Source organism: Thioalkalivibrio sp. ALMg11, assembly GCF_000377905.1.
Lineage (GTDB): Bacteria > Pseudomonadota > Gammaproteobacteria > Ectothiorhodospirales > Ectothiorhodospiraceae > Thioalkalivibrio.
This window is the reverse complement of record NZ_KB898873.1, coordinates 141,728-161,101: the sequence shown is the minus strand read 5'-3', so window position 1 is coordinate 161,101 and position 19,374 is coordinate 141,728. Positions and strand designations below refer to the sequence as shown.

The 19,374-nt window shown below is 64.1% G+C and carries 23 protein-coding genes; 20 read left to right on the top strand and 3 right to left on the bottom strand.

Annotation, left to right across the window (positions count from 1 at the left end; all coding sequences use genetic code 11):
* Both D578_RS0105940 and D578_RS0105935 read left to right on the top strand, forming a co-directional pair.
* Positions 1-1,467, top strand: a complete 1,467-nt coding sequence (locus tag D578_RS0105940; protein WP_231364093.1) for a conjugal transfer protein TraH — start codon at positions 1-3, stop codon at positions 1,465-1,467.
* 16 nt (positions 1,468-1,483) lie between these two features.
* Positions 1,484-4,453 (top strand): conjugal transfer protein TraG N-terminal domain-containing protein, encoded by a 2,970-nt coding sequence (locus D578_RS0105935; RefSeq protein WP_018949049.1) that lies wholly within the window; start codon positions 1,484-1,486, stop codon positions 4,451-4,453.
* A 25-nt stretch (positions 4,454-4,478) separates the two neighbouring features.
* Here the strand turns inward: D578_RS0105935 and D578_RS14820 are convergent, their stop codons facing one another.
* Positions 4,479-5,147, bottom strand: coding sequence for a hypothetical protein (locus tag D578_RS14820; RefSeq protein ID WP_018949048.1), 669 nt, complete (start codon positions 5,145-5,147; stop codon positions 4,479-4,481).
* A 496-nt stretch (positions 5,148-5,643) separates the two neighbouring features.
* Entirely contained in the window at positions 5,644-5,973 is a 330-nt protein-coding gene (locus D578_RS0105920) for a hypothetical protein (RefSeq protein ID WP_018949046.1), read from the bottom strand.
* 156 nt (positions 5,974-6,129) lie between these two features.
* On the opposite strand from D578_RS0105920, the gene D578_RS0105915 reads away from it, so the two are divergent.
* The 10 genes from D578_RS0105915 to D578_RS0105870 all read left to right on the top strand — a co-directional run bounded on the left by D578_RS0105915 (position 6,130) and on the right by D578_RS0105870 (position 12,742).
* Entirely contained in the window at positions 6,130-7,674 is a 1,545-nt protein-coding gene (locus D578_RS0105915; RefSeq protein WP_018949045.1) for a UvrD-helicase domain-containing protein, read from the top strand.
* Between the two features lie 10 nt (positions 7,675-7,684).
* Positions 7,685-8,083, top strand: coding sequence for a hypothetical protein (locus D578_RS0105910; RefSeq protein WP_018949044.1), 399 nt, complete (start codon positions 7,685-7,687; stop codon positions 8,081-8,083).
* A complete protein-coding gene (locus D578_RS0105905) occupies positions 8,080-8,505 on the top strand; it encodes a hypothetical protein (RefSeq protein ID WP_018949043.1) in 426 nt (141 codons plus the stop codon). The genes D578_RS0105910 and D578_RS0105905 overlap by 4 nt, the downstream gene beginning before the upstream one ends.
* Positions 8,506-8,562: 57 nt before the next feature.
* On the top strand, positions 8,563-9,183 hold the full coding sequence (locus D578_RS0105900) for a hypothetical protein (protein ID WP_018949042.1): 621 nt from the start codon (positions 8,563-8,565) through the stop codon (positions 9,181-9,183).
* 16 nt (positions 9,184-9,199) lie between these two features.
* The gene (locus D578_RS0105895) at positions 9,200-9,529 is read left to right on the top strand and encodes a hypothetical protein (RefSeq protein WP_018949041.1); all 330 of its coding nucleotides are present in this window, start codon (positions 9,200-9,202) and stop codon (positions 9,527-9,529) included.
* Positions 9,526-10,005, top strand: a complete 480-nt coding sequence (locus tag D578_RS0105890) for a hypothetical protein (RefSeq protein ID WP_018949040.1) — start codon at positions 9,526-9,528, stop codon at positions 10,003-10,005. Before D578_RS0105895 ends, D578_RS0105890 begins: the two co-directional genes overlap by 4 nt.
* Before the next feature lie 63 nt (positions 10,006-10,068).
* Positions 10,069-10,296 carry a hypothetical protein gene (locus D578_RS0105885; RefSeq protein WP_018949039.1) on the top strand — a complete coding sequence of 76 codons (228 nt, stop codon included), beginning with the start codon at positions 10,069-10,071 and terminating at the stop codon, positions 10,294-10,296.
* A gap of 13 nt (positions 10,297-10,309) precedes the next feature.
* Positions 10,310-11,260 carry a hypothetical protein gene (locus D578_RS16145; RefSeq protein WP_018949038.1) on the top strand — a complete coding sequence of 317 codons (951 nt, stop codon included), beginning with the start codon at positions 10,310-10,312 and terminating at the stop codon, positions 11,258-11,260.
* Positions 11,261-11,330: 70 nt separating this feature from the next.
* A complete protein-coding gene (locus tag D578_RS15100; protein WP_018949037.1) occupies positions 11,331-11,831 on the top strand; it encodes a hypothetical protein in 501 nt (166 codons plus the stop codon).
* 107 nt (positions 11,832-11,938) lie between these two features.
* Positions 11,939-12,742, top strand: coding sequence for a hypothetical protein (locus D578_RS0105870; protein ID WP_018949036.1), 804 nt, complete (start codon positions 11,939-11,941; stop codon positions 12,740-12,742).
* 1 nt (position 12,743) lies between these two features.
* On the opposite strand, the gene D578_RS0105865 is transcribed toward D578_RS0105870, so the two are convergent.
* On the bottom strand, positions 12,744-13,331 hold the full coding sequence (locus D578_RS0105865) for a site-2 protease family protein (RefSeq protein WP_018949035.1): 588 nt from the start codon (positions 13,329-13,331) through the stop codon (positions 12,744-12,746).
* Positions 13,332-13,513: 182 nt separating this feature from the next.
* Between D578_RS0105865 and D578_RS0105860 the strand changes: the two genes are divergently transcribed.
* From D578_RS0105860 to D578_RS0105820, 8 genes are all read left to right on the top strand, one after another.
* Positions 13,514-13,912, top strand: coding sequence for a TonB family protein (locus D578_RS0105860; RefSeq protein WP_018949034.1), 399 nt, complete (start codon positions 13,514-13,516; stop codon positions 13,910-13,912).
* Between the two features lie 43 nt (positions 13,913-13,955).
* Positions 13,956-14,471, top strand: a complete 516-nt coding sequence (locus D578_RS0105855; RefSeq protein ID WP_018949033.1) for a hypothetical protein — start codon at positions 13,956-13,958, stop codon at positions 14,469-14,471.
* A 66-nt stretch (positions 14,472-14,537) separates the two neighbouring features.
* A complete protein-coding gene (locus D578_RS0105850) occupies positions 14,538-14,870 on the top strand; it encodes a hypothetical protein (RefSeq protein ID WP_018949032.1) in 333 nt (110 codons plus the stop codon).
* Positions 14,867-15,136 (top strand): hypothetical protein, encoded by a 270-nt coding sequence (locus D578_RS0105845; protein ID WP_018949031.1) that lies wholly within the window; start codon positions 14,867-14,869, stop codon positions 15,134-15,136. Before D578_RS0105850 ends, D578_RS0105845 begins: the two co-directional genes overlap by 4 nt.
* 3 nt (positions 15,137-15,139) lie before the next feature.
* Positions 15,140-15,415 carry a DUF4326 domain-containing protein gene (locus D578_RS0105840; RefSeq protein WP_018949030.1) on the top strand — a complete coding sequence of 92 codons (276 nt, stop codon included), beginning with the start codon at positions 15,140-15,142 and terminating at the stop codon, positions 15,413-15,415.
* Positions 15,412-15,651 (top strand): hypothetical protein, encoded by a 240-nt coding sequence (locus D578_RS14810; protein ID WP_018949029.1) that lies wholly within the window; start codon positions 15,412-15,414, stop codon positions 15,649-15,651. The genes D578_RS0105840 and D578_RS14810 overlap by 4 nt, the downstream gene beginning before the upstream one ends.
* Positions 15,652-15,864: 213 nt before the next feature.
* Positions 15,865-16,977: a uracil-DNA glycosylase gene (locus D578_RS16140; RefSeq protein ID WP_231364091.1), complete on the top strand. Its 1,113-nt coding sequence runs from the start codon at positions 15,865-15,867 to the stop codon at positions 16,975-16,977.
* Between the two features lie 63 nt (positions 16,978-17,040).
* On the top strand, positions 17,041-19,353 hold the full coding sequence (locus D578_RS0105820) for a S8 family serine peptidase (RefSeq protein WP_231364089.1): 2,313 nt from the start codon (positions 17,041-17,043) through the stop codon (positions 19,351-19,353).
* Positions 19,354-19,374: the final 21 nt, after the last annotated feature.

The window sequence follows — 19,374 nt, the reverse complement described above, 5'->3', positions numbered from 1 at the left end:
ATGAAAACGAAGAAGGGTGTGATGGCGAAGCTGAAGCCGCTGGCCGGAGCCGTAATGCTGGCAACCAGTGTGGCGGGGTTCTCCAATGCGGCGGCGCTTGATGGCGCGATGGATTCGTTCCTGGATTCCTACACGGTCAACGAGCCGGGGTTCTATCAGTCGGAGTCGGCCGGGTTCGTCAACTTCGGCCAGCTCACCGCTCGTACCGGCACCCGGTACTACCAGCCGATCCAGATTCAGGCCCCGCGCGCCGAGTTCGGCTGCGGCGGGATCGACGCCTTCCTGGGCGGGTTCTCGTTCATCAACATGGATCAGATCGTCGCGATGGCCCGGCAGGTCGGATCGCAGGCGGTATCGACCGCGTTCTACCTGGCGCTCGATTCCCTCTCGCCGCAGCTCGGCGCCTTGATGAAGCAGATGCAGGATTGGGCCAACAAGGCCAACCAATTCAACATGGACTCCTGCCAGACGGCCGTGGACATTAACCGGGGCGCCCTGGGCGCGATGGGGATGCAGGACAGTGTGTGCCAGCGCTTCAACTCGGGCGAGTCCATGGCCTCGGACGAGTTCGCCTCGCGGTTCGAGTGCGGCTCCGAGAAGGAGTGGGATTGGGGCCTGCTGAACCCCCTGAACGACGACGGCCAGCCGCAGGATGATGGGGATGCCGTCAAACAGGCCCTTCGCGGGAACATCGTCTGGCAGGCCCTCAAGAATGCCAAGGTATCCGACGACGAGATTCTGGAGCTGGTGATGTCATTGGTCGGCACCGTGGTCTGGCCGGAAGGCGCCACGGGGCCGGGGATCAGCGCGCTCCAGAACCAGCCGATTCCGCCCACTCTCACATGGAGCGAGCTGTCGGAATCGGGATCGGATACGTCTTCGGGGCACGTCACGCTCCTGCAATGCAACGACCCAGGGCGCGGCTGCCTCGAAACCTCGGAGCGCAATATCCCGGCCCGCGATGCCAACGTGTTCCGCACGCGGGTCGTGCTTGCGGTTGAGGAGATCATGGATGCGGTGCAGCAGCCGCCGTCAGCGACCCACATGGGGTTCTCGGACGACGCCACCCTCGTGCTGGCCCTGTCGCGCCTGCCAATCTTCCAGATGATTCAGGCCGAGACGGATGCCGGGTATCCGGGGCTCACTCGCGAGAAGTACACCGATCTTCTCGTGAAGGAACTGATGTTCCGCTGGCTGGAACGGGTCGTCCCGCCCCTGCAAACCGCGCTGCTCTCGACGGCGAATATGCCGGGCGGGGAAACCGGGACGCTTCAGGCGCTCCAGATTGCGGAAAACGCGCGGAGCCTGGTCGATCAGGCGCAGCGTGAGTTCCAGACGGAGCTTCGCAATCAGGGCGGGATGCACGAGTTCATCCAAATGCAGCGCGACCTGAAATCCATCATGGCGACCCGCATGAGCCCGACCATGGCCCAGCGGATCAACTTCGCTCAGACCTTGGCCCGGTAAGCAGCAGGGAACCGCAATGGCGCTTGAAATCATCACCTACGGCTCGGGCTCCTACGTCCAGCAGACGCTCACCTCGCTCTCCGCTCTCGCGGGGAGCAGCGATTGGGTCACGCTCGCGCGGATAGCAGGTGTGGTCGGGATCGTCTGGGTGATGCTCGCGGCGTTCAAGAACGCGCGCGGCGGGTCATTGCAGGTCGATTGGTCGTGGTTCCTCGGGTTCGGGTTCATCTACCTCGGACTCATGGTGCCGAAGGTGGATGTCGCCGTGATCGACCGGATCGAGTCGGGGTGCGGGACGGCACCCCCGGCGATCGTGACCGGCGTTCCCGTTGGGATCGCGGCGTTCGGTTACGTTACCTCGGGGCTGGGTGATGGCATCACGCGCCTCTACGAGCAGTACATCAGCCTGCCGGGTGACCAGCAGTACGCGCAGAACGGGATGCTGTTCGGTTCCCAGGTCGCCCGCACGCTGACGCAGACGCGGATTGCCGATTCGGAGCTTTCGGCGGATATGTCCTCGCTTATGACGAGCTGCGTGTTCCCCATGATCGCGCGCGGCCATTTGCCGCTGAATGAAGCGACCCGTTCGACCGATTTGTGGCAGACGATCAGCTCTCAGCTCCCGAACAACCGCTGGGTCGCGCGTAGCGATGGTAGCGTCCTCTCCTGTCGGGCGCTGGGGGACGAGCTGACGCCCGAGATTACGGGTAATGGCGCTTCGCAGATTCAGGCGGCCGCCCGCCAGAATGGCGGCGCGATCTGGTCGGCCTGCACGGTCGATGATGCGGCCGCGCGCTACCTGGCCTCGGCCGGGGGTGTGACCGGCCAGGACATGCTCGGGATCAACCAGGATGCCGCGAGCCTCACCCGTCAGGCCATGACGATCAACGCCATGCAGGATGCGTTCGCGCAGGGCGTATCGGAGACGGATAACGCTGCGCTCGCGCAGTCGGTGTTCACCGCTCAGGCCGAGCAGACCCAGCGCAATACCTACATGCTCATGGGCAACATGGCCTCGCGCACCCTGCCGGTGATGCGCGCGGTGATCGAGGCCCTGCTGTATGCCCTGTTCCCGGTCATTATGATCTTCATGCTGACCCCGGCGTGGCTGTCGGTGCTGGGCCAGTACATCATCGTAATGATGTGGATTCAGCTCTGGCCGCCGATGTACGCGGTGCTGAACTCGATCATGTACTGGTACGGAGCGCCGCAGTCACAGCGTATGGCGGAAATGAGCGACGGCAGCTCAGGGCTGACGCTGGATACGGCCGCCTCAGTCAGCTACGCGAACACCGACATGGTGGCGTTGGCCGGGTACATGGCGCTCACGATCCCGATGATCTCCTACATGATGATCCGTGGCGGGGCGATGATCGGGGCGAGCGTGGCGTCGAGTCTGAACCAGCCCATGTCGCAGGCGGCGACCCGCTCGGGCGCGTCCCTGACGGACGCCTCGATGCAGTCCGGATCGGTGTCGTGGGATACCTCGCAGGTGAACACCGCGAGCGCCAACCAGGTCAACACCGCGCCCAACATGCGCTTCGGGGCGGCTACGATCGAGGAATCCACCATGGCCGGTGGCACGGCGCGCACGAGTGAGGGTGGTCAGGCGAGCTATAACGCAAGCCCTGGCGCAACGAGTCTCGGGAATGTCTCTGCGTCCGCTCAGGGCACGTTGGAGTCGGGCATCCAGACCCAGGCTCAGCGCGCCCAGCAGGCGGCGCAGGAACAGGCCCTTGCCTTCGACCAGCGGGTGCAGGGCACGGCGGCTCAGCAGTCCCAGCTCAACGACCTGGTGGGTGATCGTGCCATGGCCTCCGATATGGGGCTGAGCAGCGATGAATCCTTCAAGTACCAGCAGGCGTATGGGCAGCGGGAGGGCCTGGTCCAGCAAGCCGCAGAGCGCGCGGGCGTTTCCGAATCGGATATGCGGAGCACGCTCAGTTCTTTGAAGCACTCGACTTCTGCCGGACTTTCAACGCCCGTGGCCTCCGCAAGAGCCGAAGCCGCGCTGGTTTCCCAGGGTGTAAGCCAGGAGCAGGCTTCCCGTACCGTCGAGGAAGCTCAGACGGTTTCCCGTTCGCAGGAGTATCAGGTGTCGGACGATTACATCCGGCAAATTGGGGAGCGCGTGGGCAATACCCAGACCGAGCGGTTCGGGGATTCCTTCTCCATGCTGGGCTCGGCCGGTGTGGCTGAGACACGGGATGCGTCGCAACGCATGGGCGCTTCCCTTCAGGAATCGCAGTCCTGGTCTGAGCTTCAGTCGCGCGTCGAGAAGGAAGGGCTTTCCGTGGGTGGCAAGCTCGACGGGGCGATCTACAGCACCCTCGCGCCGAAGGTGGGCGAAGCCAACCTCCAGCGCATGATTGCCAACGCCAATGATGGCGGTGACAGCGCAGACAGCCGCGCACTGATGGGGATGATTCGCGAGAACAGCGAGGAGATCGCGGGCCGGTACTTCGGCGTTGGCATTGCGGGAGCCCCGCAAAACAACGTCAATGCCGCTTACGGAGGCTATGCCTCGGGTGTTCCGGGGGCGGATCAGGCCCGCGACTTCGGCAGCGGGGCGCGGAACGATCTCGCGGACGACGCTGAGGGCCGCGGAATCACCGGCGTCGAAGGCAACGTGCGCGCAGGACGCCAAGACCTCCAGGGCCAACATGACGGTGCCCGGAACATCGCGATTGAGAACATCGGGAGTCAGGCGCCGAGCACCCTGGGCGATTGGCGTGTGGGCGAAAACGGTGGCCTGGAGCTGAAGCCGGGCGCCGACCGCTCCTTGGTCTATCAGGGCGATGGGGCCAGTTCAGGAGGCGGGGGAAGTGAGCGTGAGGCCGTGGAAGATCGTCTCCGGGGCGAGCGGCAGGATCGCGCCGATCAGCAGCAGGGAAGCGCCCAATCGGATTGGCGCGAGGATGCCCAGGAGAAAATGATCGAGGCGAAGCGCAACCAGGGTCCGCGCCCTCCGGGCCGAGGGCGGTAGATTCCCGGATTGACGACCACTGGCGTTAGAGCCGGTGGTCGTCATATTCCACGCTAGAAGGGGTGTCGAGAGGCCCGTCCTGCCAGAAGTCCAGGGTGATGTCATACAGGTGACGTTCCAATAGCTCGTCCACATGATCCTGTTCTTCCAGCCCCCGGCGCATCGCTTCAACAGCTCGCTCGTTTTCCTCAGCGATCTGCTGCGGAGTGAGGTCGCCGTACAGGGCTTCGTCGCTCTCGCGGCTCATTTGCCCGAGCACGCCTGCCGGGGCCACTGCACTTTCCTGGGCGGCCAGGTGTGCCACATAGGCATCATCCGTAGCTCCGGTCGCTTCCGGGGGCAGCCCCGGATGATCCGTAAAGTCCTCGATGTCCGGGCTACGCTGGGTCAGGTCGAATGCCTGGTGCGCCTCGCGCAAACCGCCCAGCACCTCGTAGCGATCCGGGACGTACAGAAGGCCCAGGGCGGCTCCTGCGGCGAGAACGATCCTCTGGCGCAGGGGTAGCTCATTCGGGCTGGTGTGCGTCTCTACACGGCCGTCTCGCACGGTGTAGTGACCCATCGGCACCGGGCGGCCACGGGCAAACGCCACGACGCTCAACAGCGGCGGGCGACGAGTGCGGTCAACCTGGATGCTGACCGGGATGCGGCGGCCCTGATGGCCCGCCAGGGTTTCGGTGTACTGAAGGTTCATCGGTGTGTCCTCTCATGGTGTCCTTTGGTTTTCGAGCTGGTTACAGACAGTGCTTCATTGAATTACATTGTACTCCGTGAAGGGTGGGAGTTCAAGGGTATTCATCTGCGGTCGAGCCTTGTTATGGGCATAAAAAAAGCCGGACCCGAAGGCCCGGCTCATTAGGTATCGCGGGAGACGCTACCCCAGGTTCGAGACCGGAGTGCTGCTCAGGTGCTCCGACCCTCGATCGGGCAGGATGTTATCCAGTTCCTCCGGGGTGGCTCGGTATGCCTTTTTGGCCCGGCCCTGGACGCAGGGGAGGAGCCGCTTGCCCTCGGGGGGTGTGTAGGTCGTGCTTCGCATTGTCTGTTTCTCTCCTGTTTCAGATACTTAGCCTTTTCTTGTCATTGTGTGACGCCTTGCGTCTCCCGCATGGATTCTGTGTCCCGCGTGCCCCGTATTGTCCGGACAAAAAAAACCCACCCAGGGCAGAGCCAGGGGTGGGTGGTTTTCGTCAGGAATCGAGGCCCGTTTTAGCCTTCAATTCGTCCGCAAAAACCGGCCAGAAACGGCGTTCGCGTCCCGCACCGTGCCCGAGCCGGGAGCACAGGGCAATGCGCCGTTGCGTCCCGATCGTGCGTCGGTAGGTGTCGTGCAGCACGTCCGCGAGCAGGACCGTGGCAACAATCGACGCGACGGTAAGCGGGGCGAGCATGGCACCCATCACGACCAGTCCTTGAGCGATGGCAAGGATGAGCCCGCTCAGGAGGGGGATGAGGGCAACCGCCCCTGCGACCAGGTGATGCAGTTCCAGGGTGAAAGCCAGGGTTCGCTCGTTCTTCATGGGAATCTCCTTCGGGTGTCGCCAGGCGGGATGCCGGACGTTCACCGGGGTATTGCCGGAAGATCGAAACCCGCCCATCGTTGTTGTTGACTGGCTGTGTTTCGTAGCACTACAATGTATTTCAATCGAGACGCAACGAGATACAGGAGGCTCGCGATGTCCGCGACCGAACAACAGGAAATCCGCCCGACGCCCGAGCAGCAGGCGATCATTGATGCACCGGAAGATCGGGACATTGCGGTAAGCGCCCTTGCAGGGGCCGCCAAGACGACAACGCTGGAGTTGCGGGCAAAGGCCCATCCGCGCCAGAAGATCCTCTATGTGGCGCTCAACAAGTCGGTTCAGCAGGAGGCCGCCCAACGGTTCCCGTCGAACGTGACCTGCAAGACCACGCACGCGCTGGCTTTCCGCACGCATGGGGCGCCCTTCAAGGAGAAGCTGGGGAATCTGCGGCCCTTCCAGGTGAAGAACGCGCTGCGCCTCTCCATGCGCAACGATCAAGCGATGGTTTTTGCTTCGCTGTGTGCTGAGACGGTCAAGCGGTTCTGTGCGTCCCCTGACGCCGAGCTTTCCGATCGCCACGTTCCCGCCGCAAAGGCGCGGACCAGCGGCTTTGATGTGCGAGACGTGCAGAGCTACGCGCTGGGCCTCTGGAGCCTGATGCAAGACACGGGGCGCCCGGATGTGCCCATGACGCACGATGGCTACCTGAAGCTCTATCAGCTTTCGGAGCCGGACCTTTCCAGCCAGTTCGACGCGATCTATCTCGACGAGGCGCAAGACACGAACCCTGCGATGTTCGCAATCTTCTCGGCGCAGACGAACATGCAGCGGGTCGCGGTCGGAGATCGAAACCAGTCGATCTACCGATTCCGGGGGAGCATGGATGTGATGTCCGAAATGTCGGACGCAGACCCGTACTCCCTGACCGGCAGCTTCCGCTTCGGAGCGCCAGTCGCGTACACCGCCAACGTGCTGCTCGGCCTTTACCTCGGTGAGTCCCTGACCCTCGAAGGGCTTGGCGGACCGACCCGGTTGGTGCCGAGTGACGACAAGGACATACCGGCCGATCATCGGGCCTACCTGTGCCGCACCAATGCGGGTCTGTTCGATCAGGCCGTTGAGCTGCTGGATCAGGGCTATGAACGGCTGTGCTGGCTCGGCGGCATCGAGAGCTACGGCATGGAGACGCTGATGGATGTCTACCGCCTGTCGGTCGGGCAGCACAGTGAGATTAAGGACCGGCTGATTCGGTCTTTCCGAGGGCTCGAAGAACTGAAGACATACGCCGACGAGGCCGAGGACATCGAGATCAGCGTGCGGGTGAAGGTCGTTGAGAAGTACGGCCAGAAGCTCCCCCAGAAGGTGACGCAGTTGCGGCGAACGGCGCTGGAGCGTGTGGTTCACGGGGAACCCTTGCTGACGACCGCGCACCGATCCAAGGGGTCCGAGTTTGCGCATGTGATCCTGGGTGAAGACTTCCCCGCTTTCATCGGGAACCAGTCGAAACCGATCAATGAGCAATTCCCCCTGATCGAGAGCCGGATGCCGCGCGGCGCGAACGAAGACCCGATCGAGGCGGATGAGGTGTATCTGGCGTATGTCGCCGCGACTCGCGCACAGAAGACCCTCGGTGTGAACACGGAGCTGGCTGCCCTGCTGCGGTGGTGGAAGCAGATTGGCTCCCGGCAGGCAGCGTGAGGAGTGAGGCATGAGCGACGAAAGCCACTACGGCGGTGACTGTTGTGAGGCGGCCCTTTGGGGCGCGGAGAAGCTGGTGACAATTCACCGGATGAACCCGGATACCCTGCGGATCGTTCACGGGATCGTGACCGGCTCCTCCGGCCCGGTCGAGGGGCTGCGTTACGGCCACGCCTGGATCGAAATGAACAGCACGATCGTCTTCGATTTCTCGAATGGAAATGAGGCTGTTCTGATGAAAGAAGCCTACTACGCAGCGGGGGAGATCGAGGAAGAAGAAACCCGCGTGTACAGCCTTGATGAAGCGCGCCGCGAGTGCGTCGAGAGCGGCATTTATGGCCCGTGGGACGACGACTTGTTCGAGCACTGGATTCCCGAGGAGCTGGCTACCCAAGGAGGCGAGTCGTGAACGGCACGGTGGATGTCGAGCGGGTTCGCTTCTGGGACGTGGACGTGGATGCGGAATCCGATCTCTATGTGTGCCCGTGCTGTGATGCCCACCTGCACAGGGATTCCGTTGAGGGTCGTTGCCCGGTCTGCGAGGTCGATCTGGACGACCCGGAGGGGTGCCCCGAGGGTGCCAAGGGGCCGGATCGTCATGGCTGGCGCCCGATTCAGTTTGCCCCGGCCAGCGAGCCGGGCGAGGAGAGGATCATGCTGCTGGTCTGGGCGGAGGGTGCCGGAGAGCGCGGCGAGGGCGATGTCTTTCGGGGCTATGTCTACATTGGCCCGGATGGAGAGCGGGTCGGTGTTGCCGAGGGGTGCGGCGGGTATGCCGTGACGCACTACCAGCCACGGCCCGGTGCCCCGGAGAGACGAATTCCTCGATAGGTCAGGAACCGTTCATCGAGGCCACTTATGGTCACAGGAAATCACAAGGAGAGCAGCATGGATTCGATTCGATCCCGAGGCGTGGGCGCGACCGTGATGGCGGCGCTTGCCGGAACACTCGTGGGGTGCGCGTCGATGGATACGACGCAGGCGGAAACCCGGTCCATTGGGGGCCAGGGCGCGGATTCGCGGATCGCGCGTGAAGCCCCGCGCGGTCACCAGGGCGTCTACGACCCGCAGGAAGTCGAGGTGATCCTGGCGGCCGCCAACGCACGCCAGCCGGTTACCGGGTTCTCCGGTCATTCGGAGCTGAGCGCGACGTATGTGGGGGAGCGCAATGGCTGTCAGGCGGTCACGGTCGAGAACCGCAATTTCGATCTCACGAGCCATTACGCGGTGTGCAATGGGCAGATCACCCGGCGGCAGGAGGTCGCACCGGCTCGGCCGGGGCAGGGCGCGTTCGGGGCGGGGCCGGTTGAGATCGACCAGGCGGCCGTGCGCAGCGCAACCGATGGCGCGCTCCTGTACGGATCGGGCCGGAGCCAGTACCAGGGGTACACCTACGCGGCCGAAAGGGTCGGCGTTCCGGACGGGAACGGCTGTATGCCGGTGGAGCTGACGGTGAGCCATGACGGGCTGCTCGTGGATCGCAGCGTGCAGCGTGTGTGTGGCGAGTGATCGAAAGGAGGGCGCGATGAGCAACGAGACGGGAAATGACGAGCCTCGTGAGTACCACGACGACGAAATCATCAGTGGCCTCGCGACGATTGCCGATGTCCTTGGCGTCTCGGTGGATTGGGTCATGCGCCATAAACACGAGCTGCCGTGCCGCCAGATCGGCGGCAAGACCTTCACCACGCCGGGCGCGCTCCGGGTCTGGATGATGACGCCGAACACTGCGCCGAAAGTGCTCCCGCCCGCCCAGGAGGACCGAAGCCGCCGCCGTCCGAAAAACCGCAAGCACCCCGCGCACATCGAGGCCGCCATCGAGGCCGTGCGCTTGGCGGGAAGGGGGTCGAGGTGAGCATCAAGCGGCCTGCCCTGAACCCCAGGGACCGCTCCATCCTCGCTGAATCGCTTTTCGGTATGGGGCGCTATGATCGACGGACCTCCGATTCCTGGCTTGATAACGTGCCGGTCTTCAAGAAGGAGGGGATGGAGATTCTGTACAGCGGCCCGGCCCTTGATCTCTCGGATCGGGCTGTATGGGAGCAAGTCCTTCGTGTGTGCTCCAGCGCGCCACCGGATGCTTTCGAGGGTGAGGCGTTTCTGCGTGCCATCAATAGGACGGCGACTCCCTCCGATTTTGAGTGGCTGGACGAGGCTTTTGAGCGCCTGATCCGCGCAGGAGTGATCGTGCGAAGCGAGTCGGCCCGGCAAGCGTTCGGCCTTGTGAAAGAGGTTTCCAGAAGCGGGGATGCCGGGCCGCCACGATATTCGGTGGTGCCGCATCCATCGGCGGCCAATCTGTTCCTCGGGGAATCTGACGCGCGATCATAGTTGCGACGTTAATTCGGTTGAAGTACAATGTAGTTCAATGACAAATAAAGGAAGGATTCAGTAATGGCCCGAAACAACGGCGAATGGAAGCAGAAGTACGGGGAATTCATGCAGGCCGCGATCAGCGGTCTGGCCGCGAACCCCAATTTTCCGGAAGACCGAGCCAGCTATCGCAGCGATGCGATCGCCGCAGAGGCTTCCAGTATTGCGGCCAATGCAGCGGATGAGTTCATGCGGACGAAGCTGCGCGTTGAGCGCGCCGAAGAAGAAGGCCCCCGATTCAGCCGGTAAAAAGGACAGGACCATGACGAAGATGAACCGCATTTTTCTCGGCCTGGCGATGGCCGTGACCGCCACCTCCGCCGCCCAGGCGGACACCGTGACCCTGATCGACGGCGCGAGCCTGTCGTGGGCCACGACCTGCCAGCAGCAGATGAGCGTTATCAATCCGGGGCAGGGCCAAGACCCGTACCTCGGGAACTGCCCGATCACCCTGGCAGAGCCAGTGCGGGAGTGGAACTACAACCTGCGCCATGAAGCGATCTCCTACGCGGATCGCCTGACGGCCCGCGATATGCCGGAGTGGGTCGCTTCCTGGCAGGAGCGGGTGCTGTCCTCGATGGCGGATCACCTGACGACCTCTGGCTTCTCGGATTCCGAGACGATGAATGCCCCGCTTTCGCTGGGTGTGGCGCGGGAAGAAGCGGCCTTGGCGGCGGTGCAGGCCCGGATCGAGGAAAACGCCTCTCGCCCGGCGATGCAGCGCGAGGCGCTGGGTCTGATGGTGGTCGCGGACGAGCCGTGGATTCGGGTCGAGTACGAGGGCGAAATGGAGAATCCGAACCCGCACTACACCGGCTCCAACCCGTTCCGGCAGATGGGTTCCTCGATGAACATGTACGGCAACGGTGCCCTGACGTTCCAGGGGGTTGCCAACGTCGAGGCGGGCCAGAGCTTCTACATTTTCAGCGCGGAGGGTGAACTGCTGGACGTGCGGGAGATCAAGGCCGACACGACCACGGACGCGGTGTTTATGTCGCTGGATGATCCCCGCTCGATGGAGCGGACGGCCAGCTATAACCAGCAGCACGAGATCAACCGGAATGGCCGGGCCACCGAGCCGACCCCGGAGATCGAGGACACCCGCTACGAGGCGTTCAAGGCCGCGTTTGCGGAGCTGGGCGACAAGCTGGCCGAGGCCGCCCCGGCCGCTTTCGAGGACGTGGATCGGATCAAGGCAGCGGCAGGGCTGTAACGCTTCCAGGCCCCCGGCTCACGGGTCGGGGGCCATTCCCCCTCAACCACGTCGAGGATGCTTCCCTCTCATGGCCTCGGCCCCTATGCTCTTGACGGCGGCCATCGCCGCCTTTCTTGCCCTCGGCGGCGTCCTGTACCGCCCCTTGAACTGGCTCTTTCTGCTTCCCGGCACACTGGCTCACGAACTGGCTCACTGGCTGGTCGCGTTCCTGACCGGATCGCGGCCGGGGTTGCCGCGCCTTATCCCGCACCGGATGGACTGCGGGAACTGGTCGCTGGGCTCGGTGAGCTTCGCGCCGGGTTGGCTGACGGCGGGGTTCGTAGCGATGGCTCCGGCCTACCTCCTGCCGATTCTGGCCGTCGCGCTTTATGCCTACGGCAGCGGTCAAAGCCTGCCGGTTCAGGGTGGGGTTGGTTATGTCCTCGGGGTTCTGGCGTGGTCCTGGTGGCCGTCCCGGACGGATTTTCGGATCGCGGCCCGATACCCGGTGGGCACGCTCGTTCTCGTGGGCATCCTCGGCCTCCTCCTGCTGGGAGTGTGGGATCGGATTGAGCTTCCAACTCCTTGACGGATGGGAAGATTTCCGAGACTATCTGTTGCAATTACGCAGGCATTGAACTACATTGTATCCATAGCAAACGGATACAGGAGCCGCGCTGTGCGCGAGACGACATCATGTTATTGGCAAAGACTTTCACCCTGGGCTGTCATGCCCGCGAGCGAGTGGGGGAGCGATTCCCCAGCGAAACCCCCGAGCGCATAGAACAGGCGCTTCAGGCGCACGGCGTTGTTACGTCCTCCGCCCCTAGCGGCGATCTGGTCAATGTCGCGTTCTGGTCGGTACCCCATGCGGAGCCGGGGATCGCGGTCACGAACCGCTTTACCGGGGAAGTGCTGACGGTGATGCAGGCGCTTCACCCGGAGCTGGGCTGCCGTGTCCTCTTGACGGACGGCTTGGGCCGGGGCGCGAGCACTTGGCACGAACATCCGCGCTGGGCGGACCTTCGGTTCGCTGCGATTCAGGCGCTTGGAGAGGTGCCTGAAGGCCGTTTCCGGGAGGCGTTGGAAGAATGGGAGGCGCGCGCGGCTGAGCGCAAGGCTGAGGCGCTGGCTGCCCAGAAAGCCCGCGAGCACTCCAACTCGACACAGGAGCCGTATCTGGCGACCCTTCGGTTCGTCACCCGCGAGGGCCAGGCGAAAGTCCTTCGTGCGGGCGCGGAGAGCCGCGTGTGGGCGGCGAATGCGTCTGAGGCGGAGCGCGCCCTGCCTGCCCTGATGTTGAAGCTCATCGCGCGAGGTGTCTCGCTCTCCGAACTGGAGGCGATGTCGGTCGAGATCGCGCCGAATCCCAAGGTCGCGGAGCCGCCGGTAGACAGCTACGAGCTGCCACTGATGGCGCACGGAATCGCGGGGGATGTCGGGGTCGAGGCATTCGAGAAGGCCCAGGCCGAGGCGGCCGAGGCAGCGCAAACCGCCTGAGCTACGACACCGACTCGCGGATTCCCACGAGGAACGGGATCGCGAGGATCATCCCGGCCACGGCGATGAAGAAGCCTGCGCGGTAGATGCGATCCCGCTGCTCGCGGTCCCTCCAGACACGAATCCCCTTCAGCTCCAGCCCCGCCTCCAGGATGCGCCAGCCGTCCAGCGGGGGCAGGGGCACCAGGTTCATCACGGCGATCAGCACGTTGATGACACCGAAAACGCCCCAGACGAACGCCCGCTCGGGGTCGATCCCGCCCAGCGCGAAGAAGCCCAGCGCGGCCACCACGGAACCCACCGGGCCGCCCAGGGCGATCAGGAACTTGTCTCGGGCAAGGGTCCGGTTGCCCTCGGGGTTTTCGGCCTCGAAAAGCGCCCGGAACTCAACCGACCCGGCCATCGGGAACATCCCGATCCTGATGGGAACCCCGCGCGCTTTGAACCTTAGTGGAAACCCCCATCCGATCACGGCCTCATCCGGCCGGTGCCCTCGCATCCAGCCGAAGGCCGCGTGCCCGCCTTCGTGGGCGGCGATGCTCAGGTGAAACAGGAAAACGGTGAGAAGAAGGGCAAGGAAGTAGTCCATTAGGAATACCCGTGGTTGATTCAGAATATCTACCGAGTTACAATGTGATTCAATAGAGTCAGGCGTGGTTGTTTCCAGTATTCCACAGGCTGCGCCAGATCACCCGCTCGTGCCAACTGCCGGGCGGCCCGCGCTCGGGGTGTAAGGCTTCCGGCGCAATACGACAAGGAGAAGGGAGAAGCATGAACAAGTGGAGCAAATTGGGGCTGGCCTGCGCGCTGGCCGTGATGGCGGCCCCGGCCGCAGCGGACTCGGAGGCTTTTACGCAGGAGGTCGGGCAAGTCGTCCACGCGCATGTGGCGGAGACAGCGCAGCACCCGGCAGAAGGAAAATCTACCCGCAATCCGTTCTACCAGTACGGGCTGGGAACGGTGACCGTCATGTTCACGGTTTCTGATAGCGGCAAGGTTGAGGGTGCCCTTGTGGACGAGTCCAGCGGCTACGGTTATCTCGATCGCGCAGCCCTTGAGGTTGTGGAGTCCATGAGCGGATTGCCGACGCCGCCCGAGACGTTAAGCGTTGCGGAGCGCACTTTCCGCATTCCCATCGAGTACAACTCCAGCTCGCAGTTAAGCCGGTAGATAGCGCCTGGTCGTTACCTGAAAACAAGGAGAAGGGAGAAGCATGAACAAGTGGAGCAAATTGGGGCTGGCCTGCGCGCTGGCCGTGATGGCGGCCCCGGCCGCAGCGGATTCGGAGCTGAGCAGGGAGGCTCAATACATCGTTGAGCAGGGATCGAAGGACGGGATGGAAGCCTGCGCGGGTGCGCTCGCCGTGGTTTATCAGGCGGCAGAGAACGACAACGTGCATGTGCGTACAGCCGGTGCCAAGACGAGTTCTGGCGCGTGGCGCCGGGTAACGGCCTCCTGGGATGGCGGCGGCGAGGGCGGCGGAGTCCCCCGCACCCAGGACGTGCATGTGATCTACGACCGTGAAACGAAAAGCTGCCACACCACGGTTGCCATGACCTTCACCGCAAGGGATTCCTGTGTGGACATGGAGAGCAACCCGGACTTTGAGGTGAACGCCACCACGCCGGGCGTGGCCTGGACGGACGAATCGACGGGCATGTTCCGCGACACCGAGGGCGGCCGGTGCGTCTTCACGTCGCTCTGGGAAGGCAACTTCGAGGCTCAGTAAGCAGCCCCCTGTTCCCCGCCCTCGCGGCGGGGATTCCATTCACACGCCAAACCGAAGGAGAGCCCGGTGAGCACACCTTTTGAGCGCTACACGAACATCGCCCTGAGCCAGCTCGGCCTCCCGGCCGGGAGCGAGGTCTACGCGGCCAGCGCGGAGGTTGAGTGGTACGAAGATGGCTGGGAGCACGAGCTGGAAGACGAGGGGATTGATCCCGACGAGCTGATGAGCCTCAGCGAAGCCGTCGAGCTGGTCCGGGAACGGGCGTTGGTCAGCATTCCTCTCCCGCCCGGACAGATGCTCGTGCGTGCCCGCGATCCCGAAGGGAAGGATCACGCAGGCGTTGTGACGCTCGTGGACGACTGGCAGCCCGCCGGGCCGTTGGTGGGGCGCGCATCGTGAAGTCTGAATCCCGCTGGCTCTACTACCTGCGTGGTGCGCAGGCGATTGGGCTGATTGCGGTGGTTATTGGCGCCCTCGCGCTGATTCACGCCGCGCTGATTATCGCGGGGTTCAAGTATCTGGCTGGAGTCGAGCTGAGCCCCGGATCGCTTGGCGTCTGGATCGGCGCGCTGATCCTGGTCGGTCTGACGACCCGGATTGCCTGGTGGGGCCTTGGGCGACTGAGCGCCGAGAACCGTTATGCCCATGAGGAGCGGGAGGAATAGCGAATGCCGAAAGTGCTGAACAAGCGCCGTGATGGCGTGCCGCCTGGTGCGGTGTACATCGGTCGGGGTGGCCCGTGGGGCAACCCCTTCGTGCTGGGCCGCGACGGCGACCGGGAAACCGTGATCGCCAAGTACCGTAGCCACCTGCTCGCGCGACCCGAGCTGGTCGAGCGGGCACGGGCCGAGCTGGCCGGGAAAGACCTCGTGTGCTTCTGCGCCCCAGCGGCGTGCCACGGCGACGTTCTTCTGGAGATCGCCAACGGAGGGTCCGAGAAATGATCTACCTCGCGAAGCTGGTCGAGCTGGGCCGGGTGACTGGAGCGGTTCGGTTTGAGGCTCGCTCTCCTGAAGAAGCCCGCAAGGAGGCTGAGGACAGCGTGGATTGGCGCAAGGGCCAGTGGGCTGAGGTATCCCAATGGAAGGCGCCCGAGGAGCCGCTGAACCTGCTGGAAACGGCGGGTGAGCCCGGCTCCTGGGCGGATGAGGCGGAAGCCGGTGACTCGGGAAGCGACTAAGCCCTTCCGCATCGCCACCGAGGAGGACCGTGAAGCCGTGAGGGACGGGCTCGAAGCCGAAGCGGTGTTCCCGATCACGCTCCCCGAGGGACAGAAGGTGACCGGGGTGGAGATTGGCTGCGAAGGGTGCGGCGAACCCATCCCCAAGAACGACACGCGATTCCGCCACCAGGAGCCCGTGCCCGATACGCATGTGATCGAGGCGCTGGGCGTATGCCGGTCGTGCCGGTTGCTCTCTCGATCAACTCGTCGAGTGATGCCGGATGGGCGTCTGCAATGGCAGCTCGACAATGGAACCTGGGTGGAATCGACTTTTCTGCAAGCGCGGCCGATCCCGTGGTGGGACTTGGATCGCCAGATTCGGCGCGCGGCCCGGCGGTTAGTTCGGTGGTGTGCTCGCGCGCTGCTACAGCGCCTCAGATAACGGATGGGGCTTCCCGGTCCCAAGCGGAGAACGAAATGCGAAACGACTGTGCGGCTTGCCGCTTGAGTGAGTGCCGAACGCAGATGGTGGAGCCGGATGGCGCCACCGACTCGATCCTGGCCGTGGGCGAAGCGCCTGGCGCCGAAGAAGACGAGCGCGGCGTGGGCTTCATCGGGGCGGCGGGGCGGACCTTGAGGCGCGAGATCGAGGCCATCACCGGGCTCCCCCGTGAGGGCTGGTCACGGGCCAACATCGTGCGGTGCCGTCCTCCGAACAACCGCAAGCCTTTTGCGGACGAGGTTCGATCCTGCACGGACAAGCTGAAGGAGGCGATCGAGCGGCAGAACCCGCGCGTGATCCTCGCGGTGGGTGAGAGCGCAGGGCGCGTTCTCTGCGGCGAACGCCTGCGTGCCGGGGCCTACCTCCCGCAAGTCGCCCGAATGATCGCTGACGCGCAGCAGCGCGGCAGTCAGGCCCTCCCGTTGTATGAGGGGCGCCGGGTGATCCCGATGCCGCATACCTCGGGTCTGGCGTGGAACCGGACGTACAAGACCCCCGAGGGCAACCGCAAGATCGCGGAGCTGGGCCGGGATGCGATCCGGCTTGCCGCTCAGTGCTTTCCGGTCAGCGGGCGCCCTTGGACTGCTCATGGCCGCATTGCGAAGGCCGCTGAACAGGCGGCAGCCGCCTGGTTTGTCCGCGCCTGCGAGGGCGCCAACGAAGGTGCCTTCTTGCATTACAAACCCGGATACATCGGATTCTGGATCAGTCGGAAGCACCCAGGCGAGCACTGGGTTCGAGACATCCCGATCTCGAATGGAATGAATGAACAGGAAATCGCGAGCTTCATTTTCGATCGCGCGCGTTCTTTGCCAATCGTCAGCGAGGTCGATCTTTGCTGAGGCACCCATACGCGATCCGCGACATTGCGGTGGAGACGCGAAACCGAGACAGGGAGTGAGGTGATGGAAGGGCTCTGGGTTCAAAGCAGGATGGCGATAGCGGTTGCGGCCGCGACACTCACTCTTTACGGGTGTGGTGGCGGGGGCGGTGGCACATCGCAAGTGCGACCGACGCCGCCGGATTCTGGCTATGAAGACGTAGATGAAAACGGAGGCACCGAGGATGGAGGCACCGAAGACGGAGGCACCGAGGACGGAGGCACCGAGGACGGAGGCACCGAAGACGGAGGCACCGAGGAAATTCAGGCCGTAAAGATCGCGGTTCTCGACAACGAGTTTCGTTTGAGCCACGAGGAGTTCGATGGGCGGATCGCGGGCGTCCACAACGTAGTAGGTGAGGACGACGACATGGAGGCTGCGGAAGACGCGGACGGAAACCTGGCCCCCGAACAGCATGGAACCCCCGTGGCGGCCCTTGCCGCTGGCAATACGTTTGGTGTCGCCCCGGAGGCGGAGCTGGAGCTGATCCGGGTAACCGAGGGGACTTCAGCCTGGGGCTCGGACATTCGTTCCGGACTGGAACATGCGGCGGTTTCGGGCGCGCTGATCGCCAATGTTTCCTACGGGAGCGCGTGGCTGTCCATGAACCGTGAGGAAACGGTGCAGAGCATTCAAGCGGCCAACGATGGCGCCGGAATGGCTGTGGTCGTCGCAGCAGGGAACAGCGCGACGAACCTCTCGCGAAGCGAAGACGGGAACCCTCCGGCGCTCGATTACGACGCGCTCGAATGGACCGCGCAAGTGTGGGACCAGTTGATTATTGCGGGCTCCAGCGATGCAAACGGTGACCTCTCAACTTTCAGCAATTACGCGGGGGAGGATGAGCGGATTCAGGACCGTTTCATGGTGGCTCAGGGCGAGTGGCTGATGTCGGCCAGCTATACCGAAGATGATGCCGTGGGTTTCTTCTTCGGAACCTCGATGTCTGCCCCGAGAATTTCCGGGGCGCTTGCCCTGCTGCATTCACGCTGGCCGCACCTGACATCGAAGGAATCGACGGGGCACCTGCTGAAGACGGCCGATCAGGGCTCCGAGCTGTACGAGCAGAACGATTGCGGTCCCGACGAGAACCTGAACTGCGGCTTCTACTATCTCGGCCAGGGGCACCTCGACATCGAGGCCGCCCTGGAGCCGGACGGCGATCTGGCAATCGCAAGCCAGGAGGAAACCGTCAATACGGCGAGCTACGCTCCTGCTGAGAGCCGGGCGGCCTGGTCGTCGAGCTTTGGGGGCGGGCTCGATCCCCAGGCGTTGACCGGAGCGGTGGCCTTCGACGCGCTCGGGCGCGACTACACCCTCGACCTGTCCGGGCACAGCCAGCAGGTTCAGCCCTACGGCCAGCGCCTCGCGGATCGCGTGGAGCGGATCGCCTCGGCGGGCCTGAACCCCCGTCCGATCACCACGGACATTATGCCGGGCCTGTCCATGACCAGCCGCCATACAGCCGGGGGTGGGCTGGGCGCGAGTGAAATGCGCTTCGACACCGGCTATCTGGAGCTGTCGGCCTTCGGCTTCCACCAGGGCGAAACCGGCCTGATGGACCCGTGGAGCCCGGAGAGCGGGATGGCGATGCTTTCGGACGGCTCGGGCGGTCTGGCTCACCTTCTGGACACAGGCGCGGGATTCGGCGCGACGTTGCCGCTCAATGACCGCTGGAGCATGGACGTGGGCCATTGGGCCGGTTCAGCAGGCGGTGAGGAGGACAGCCTGTACCGGGGATACCGGCAGGCACGGACGGATGTGGCGCTCCGCTTCGCGGCAGCATCCCATCTGGAAATGGAGCTGGGTTACGGCCAGCGCCAGGAGGACGGCGGCGTGCTGGGTTCGCGCGGCTTCGGGGCGCTGTCGCTGGGCGACCAGACCCGGATGAACCTGCTGAACGCGGGAGTGAATCTCTCCCTGGGCGATCACTTCGGGGTCATGGCCCGTTACGAGCAGGGCTACGCGGACGTGGCCGGAGGGCCGGGCATGATCCGGTCCATCGACGGGCTCACCACGGAGCAGTCCGCGCTCGGGCTGACCTTCGAGCATGACCGCCATGAGGCCGTCTTCATGGTGAGCCAACCGCTGCGGGTAACCGGGGGCGAAGCCCAGCTCGACGTGCCGGTTGGTCGCGATCTCGACGGAAGCGTGATCCGTGAACGGCGCTCCGCCGGGCTGGCCCCCGGTGGCCGTCAGCAGGACGTGGAGCTGGGTTATGCCTTTGCCCCGTCCGTGGACAGCCGCCTGAACCTGAACCTTCTCTACTCCCGCCATCCGGACCACCAGAGCGGTTCGGACATGGCCGGAGTGGCGACGTACTCCGCGCGCTTCTGAGGGCCGCATCATGCGATTCCT

Bases quoted from the DNA above. Each gene is read 5' to 3' on its own strand.
- D578_RS0105915 (WP_018949045.1), top strand. From the start codon at position 6,130: ATGTCCGCGACCGAACAACAGGAAATCCGCCCGACGCCCGAGCAGCAG.
- D578_RS0105820 (WP_231364089.1), top strand. From the start codon at position 17,041: ATGGAAGGGCTCTGGGTTCAAAGCAGGATGGCGATAGCGGTTGCGGCC.
- D578_RS0105935 (WP_018949049.1), top strand. From the start codon at position 1,484: ATGGCGCTTGAAATCATCACCTACGGCTCGGGCTCCTACGTCCAGCAG.
- D578_RS0105895 (WP_018949041.1), top strand. From the start codon at position 9,200: ATGAGCAACGAGACGGGAAATGACGAGCCTCGTGAGTACCACGACGAC.
- D578_RS0105840 (WP_018949030.1), top strand. From the start codon at position 15,140: ATGCCGAAAGTGCTGAACAAGCGCCGTGATGGCGTGCCGCCTGGTGCG.
- D578_RS0105900 (WP_018949042.1), top strand. From the start codon at position 8,563: ATGGATTCGATTCGATCCCGAGGCGTGGGCGCGACCGTGATGGCGGCG.
- D578_RS0105920 (WP_018949046.1), bottom strand. From the start codon at position 5,973: ATGAAGAACGAGCGAACCCTGGCTTTCACCCTGGAACTGCATCACCTG.
- D578_RS0105940 (WP_231364093.1), top strand. From the start codon at position 1: ATGAAAACGAAGAAGGGTGTGATGGCGAAGCTGAAGCCGCTGGCCGGA.
- D578_RS0105855 (WP_018949033.1), top strand. From the start codon at position 13,956: ATGAACAAGTGGAGCAAATTGGGGCTGGCCTGCGCGCTGGCCGTGATG.
- D578_RS0105860 (WP_018949034.1), top strand. From the start codon at position 13,514: ATGAACAAGTGGAGCAAATTGGGGCTGGCCTGCGCGCTGGCCGTGATG.
- D578_RS0105865 (WP_018949035.1), bottom strand. From the start codon at position 13,331: ATGGACTACTTCCTTGCCCTTCTTCTCACCGTTTTCCTGTTTCACCTG.
- D578_RS16145 (WP_018949038.1), top strand. From the start codon at position 10,310: ATGACGAAGATGAACCGCATTTTTCTCGGCCTGGCGATGGCCGTGACC.
- D578_RS14810 (WP_018949029.1), top strand. From the start codon at position 15,412: ATGATCTACCTCGCGAAGCTGGTCGAGCTGGGCCGGGTGACTGGAGCG.
- D578_RS0105885 (WP_018949039.1), top strand. From the start codon at position 10,069: ATGGCCCGAAACAACGGCGAATGGAAGCAGAAGTACGGGGAATTCATG.
- D578_RS0105910 (WP_018949044.1), top strand. From the start codon at position 7,685: ATGAGCGACGAAAGCCACTACGGCGGTGACTGTTGTGAGGCGGCCCTT.
- D578_RS0105870 (WP_018949036.1), top strand. From the start codon at position 11,939: ATGTTATTGGCAAAGACTTTCACCCTGGGCTGTCATGCCCGCGAGCGA.
- D578_RS14820 (WP_018949048.1), bottom strand. From the start codon at position 5,147: ATGAACCTTCAGTACACCGAAACCCTGGCGGGCCATCAGGGCCGCCGC.
- D578_RS15100 (WP_018949037.1), top strand. From the start codon at position 11,331: ATGGCCTCGGCCCCTATGCTCTTGACGGCGGCCATCGCCGCCTTTCTT.
- D578_RS16140 (WP_231364091.1), top strand. From the start codon at position 15,865: ATGCCGGTCGTGCCGGTTGCTCTCTCGATCAACTCGTCGAGTGATGCC.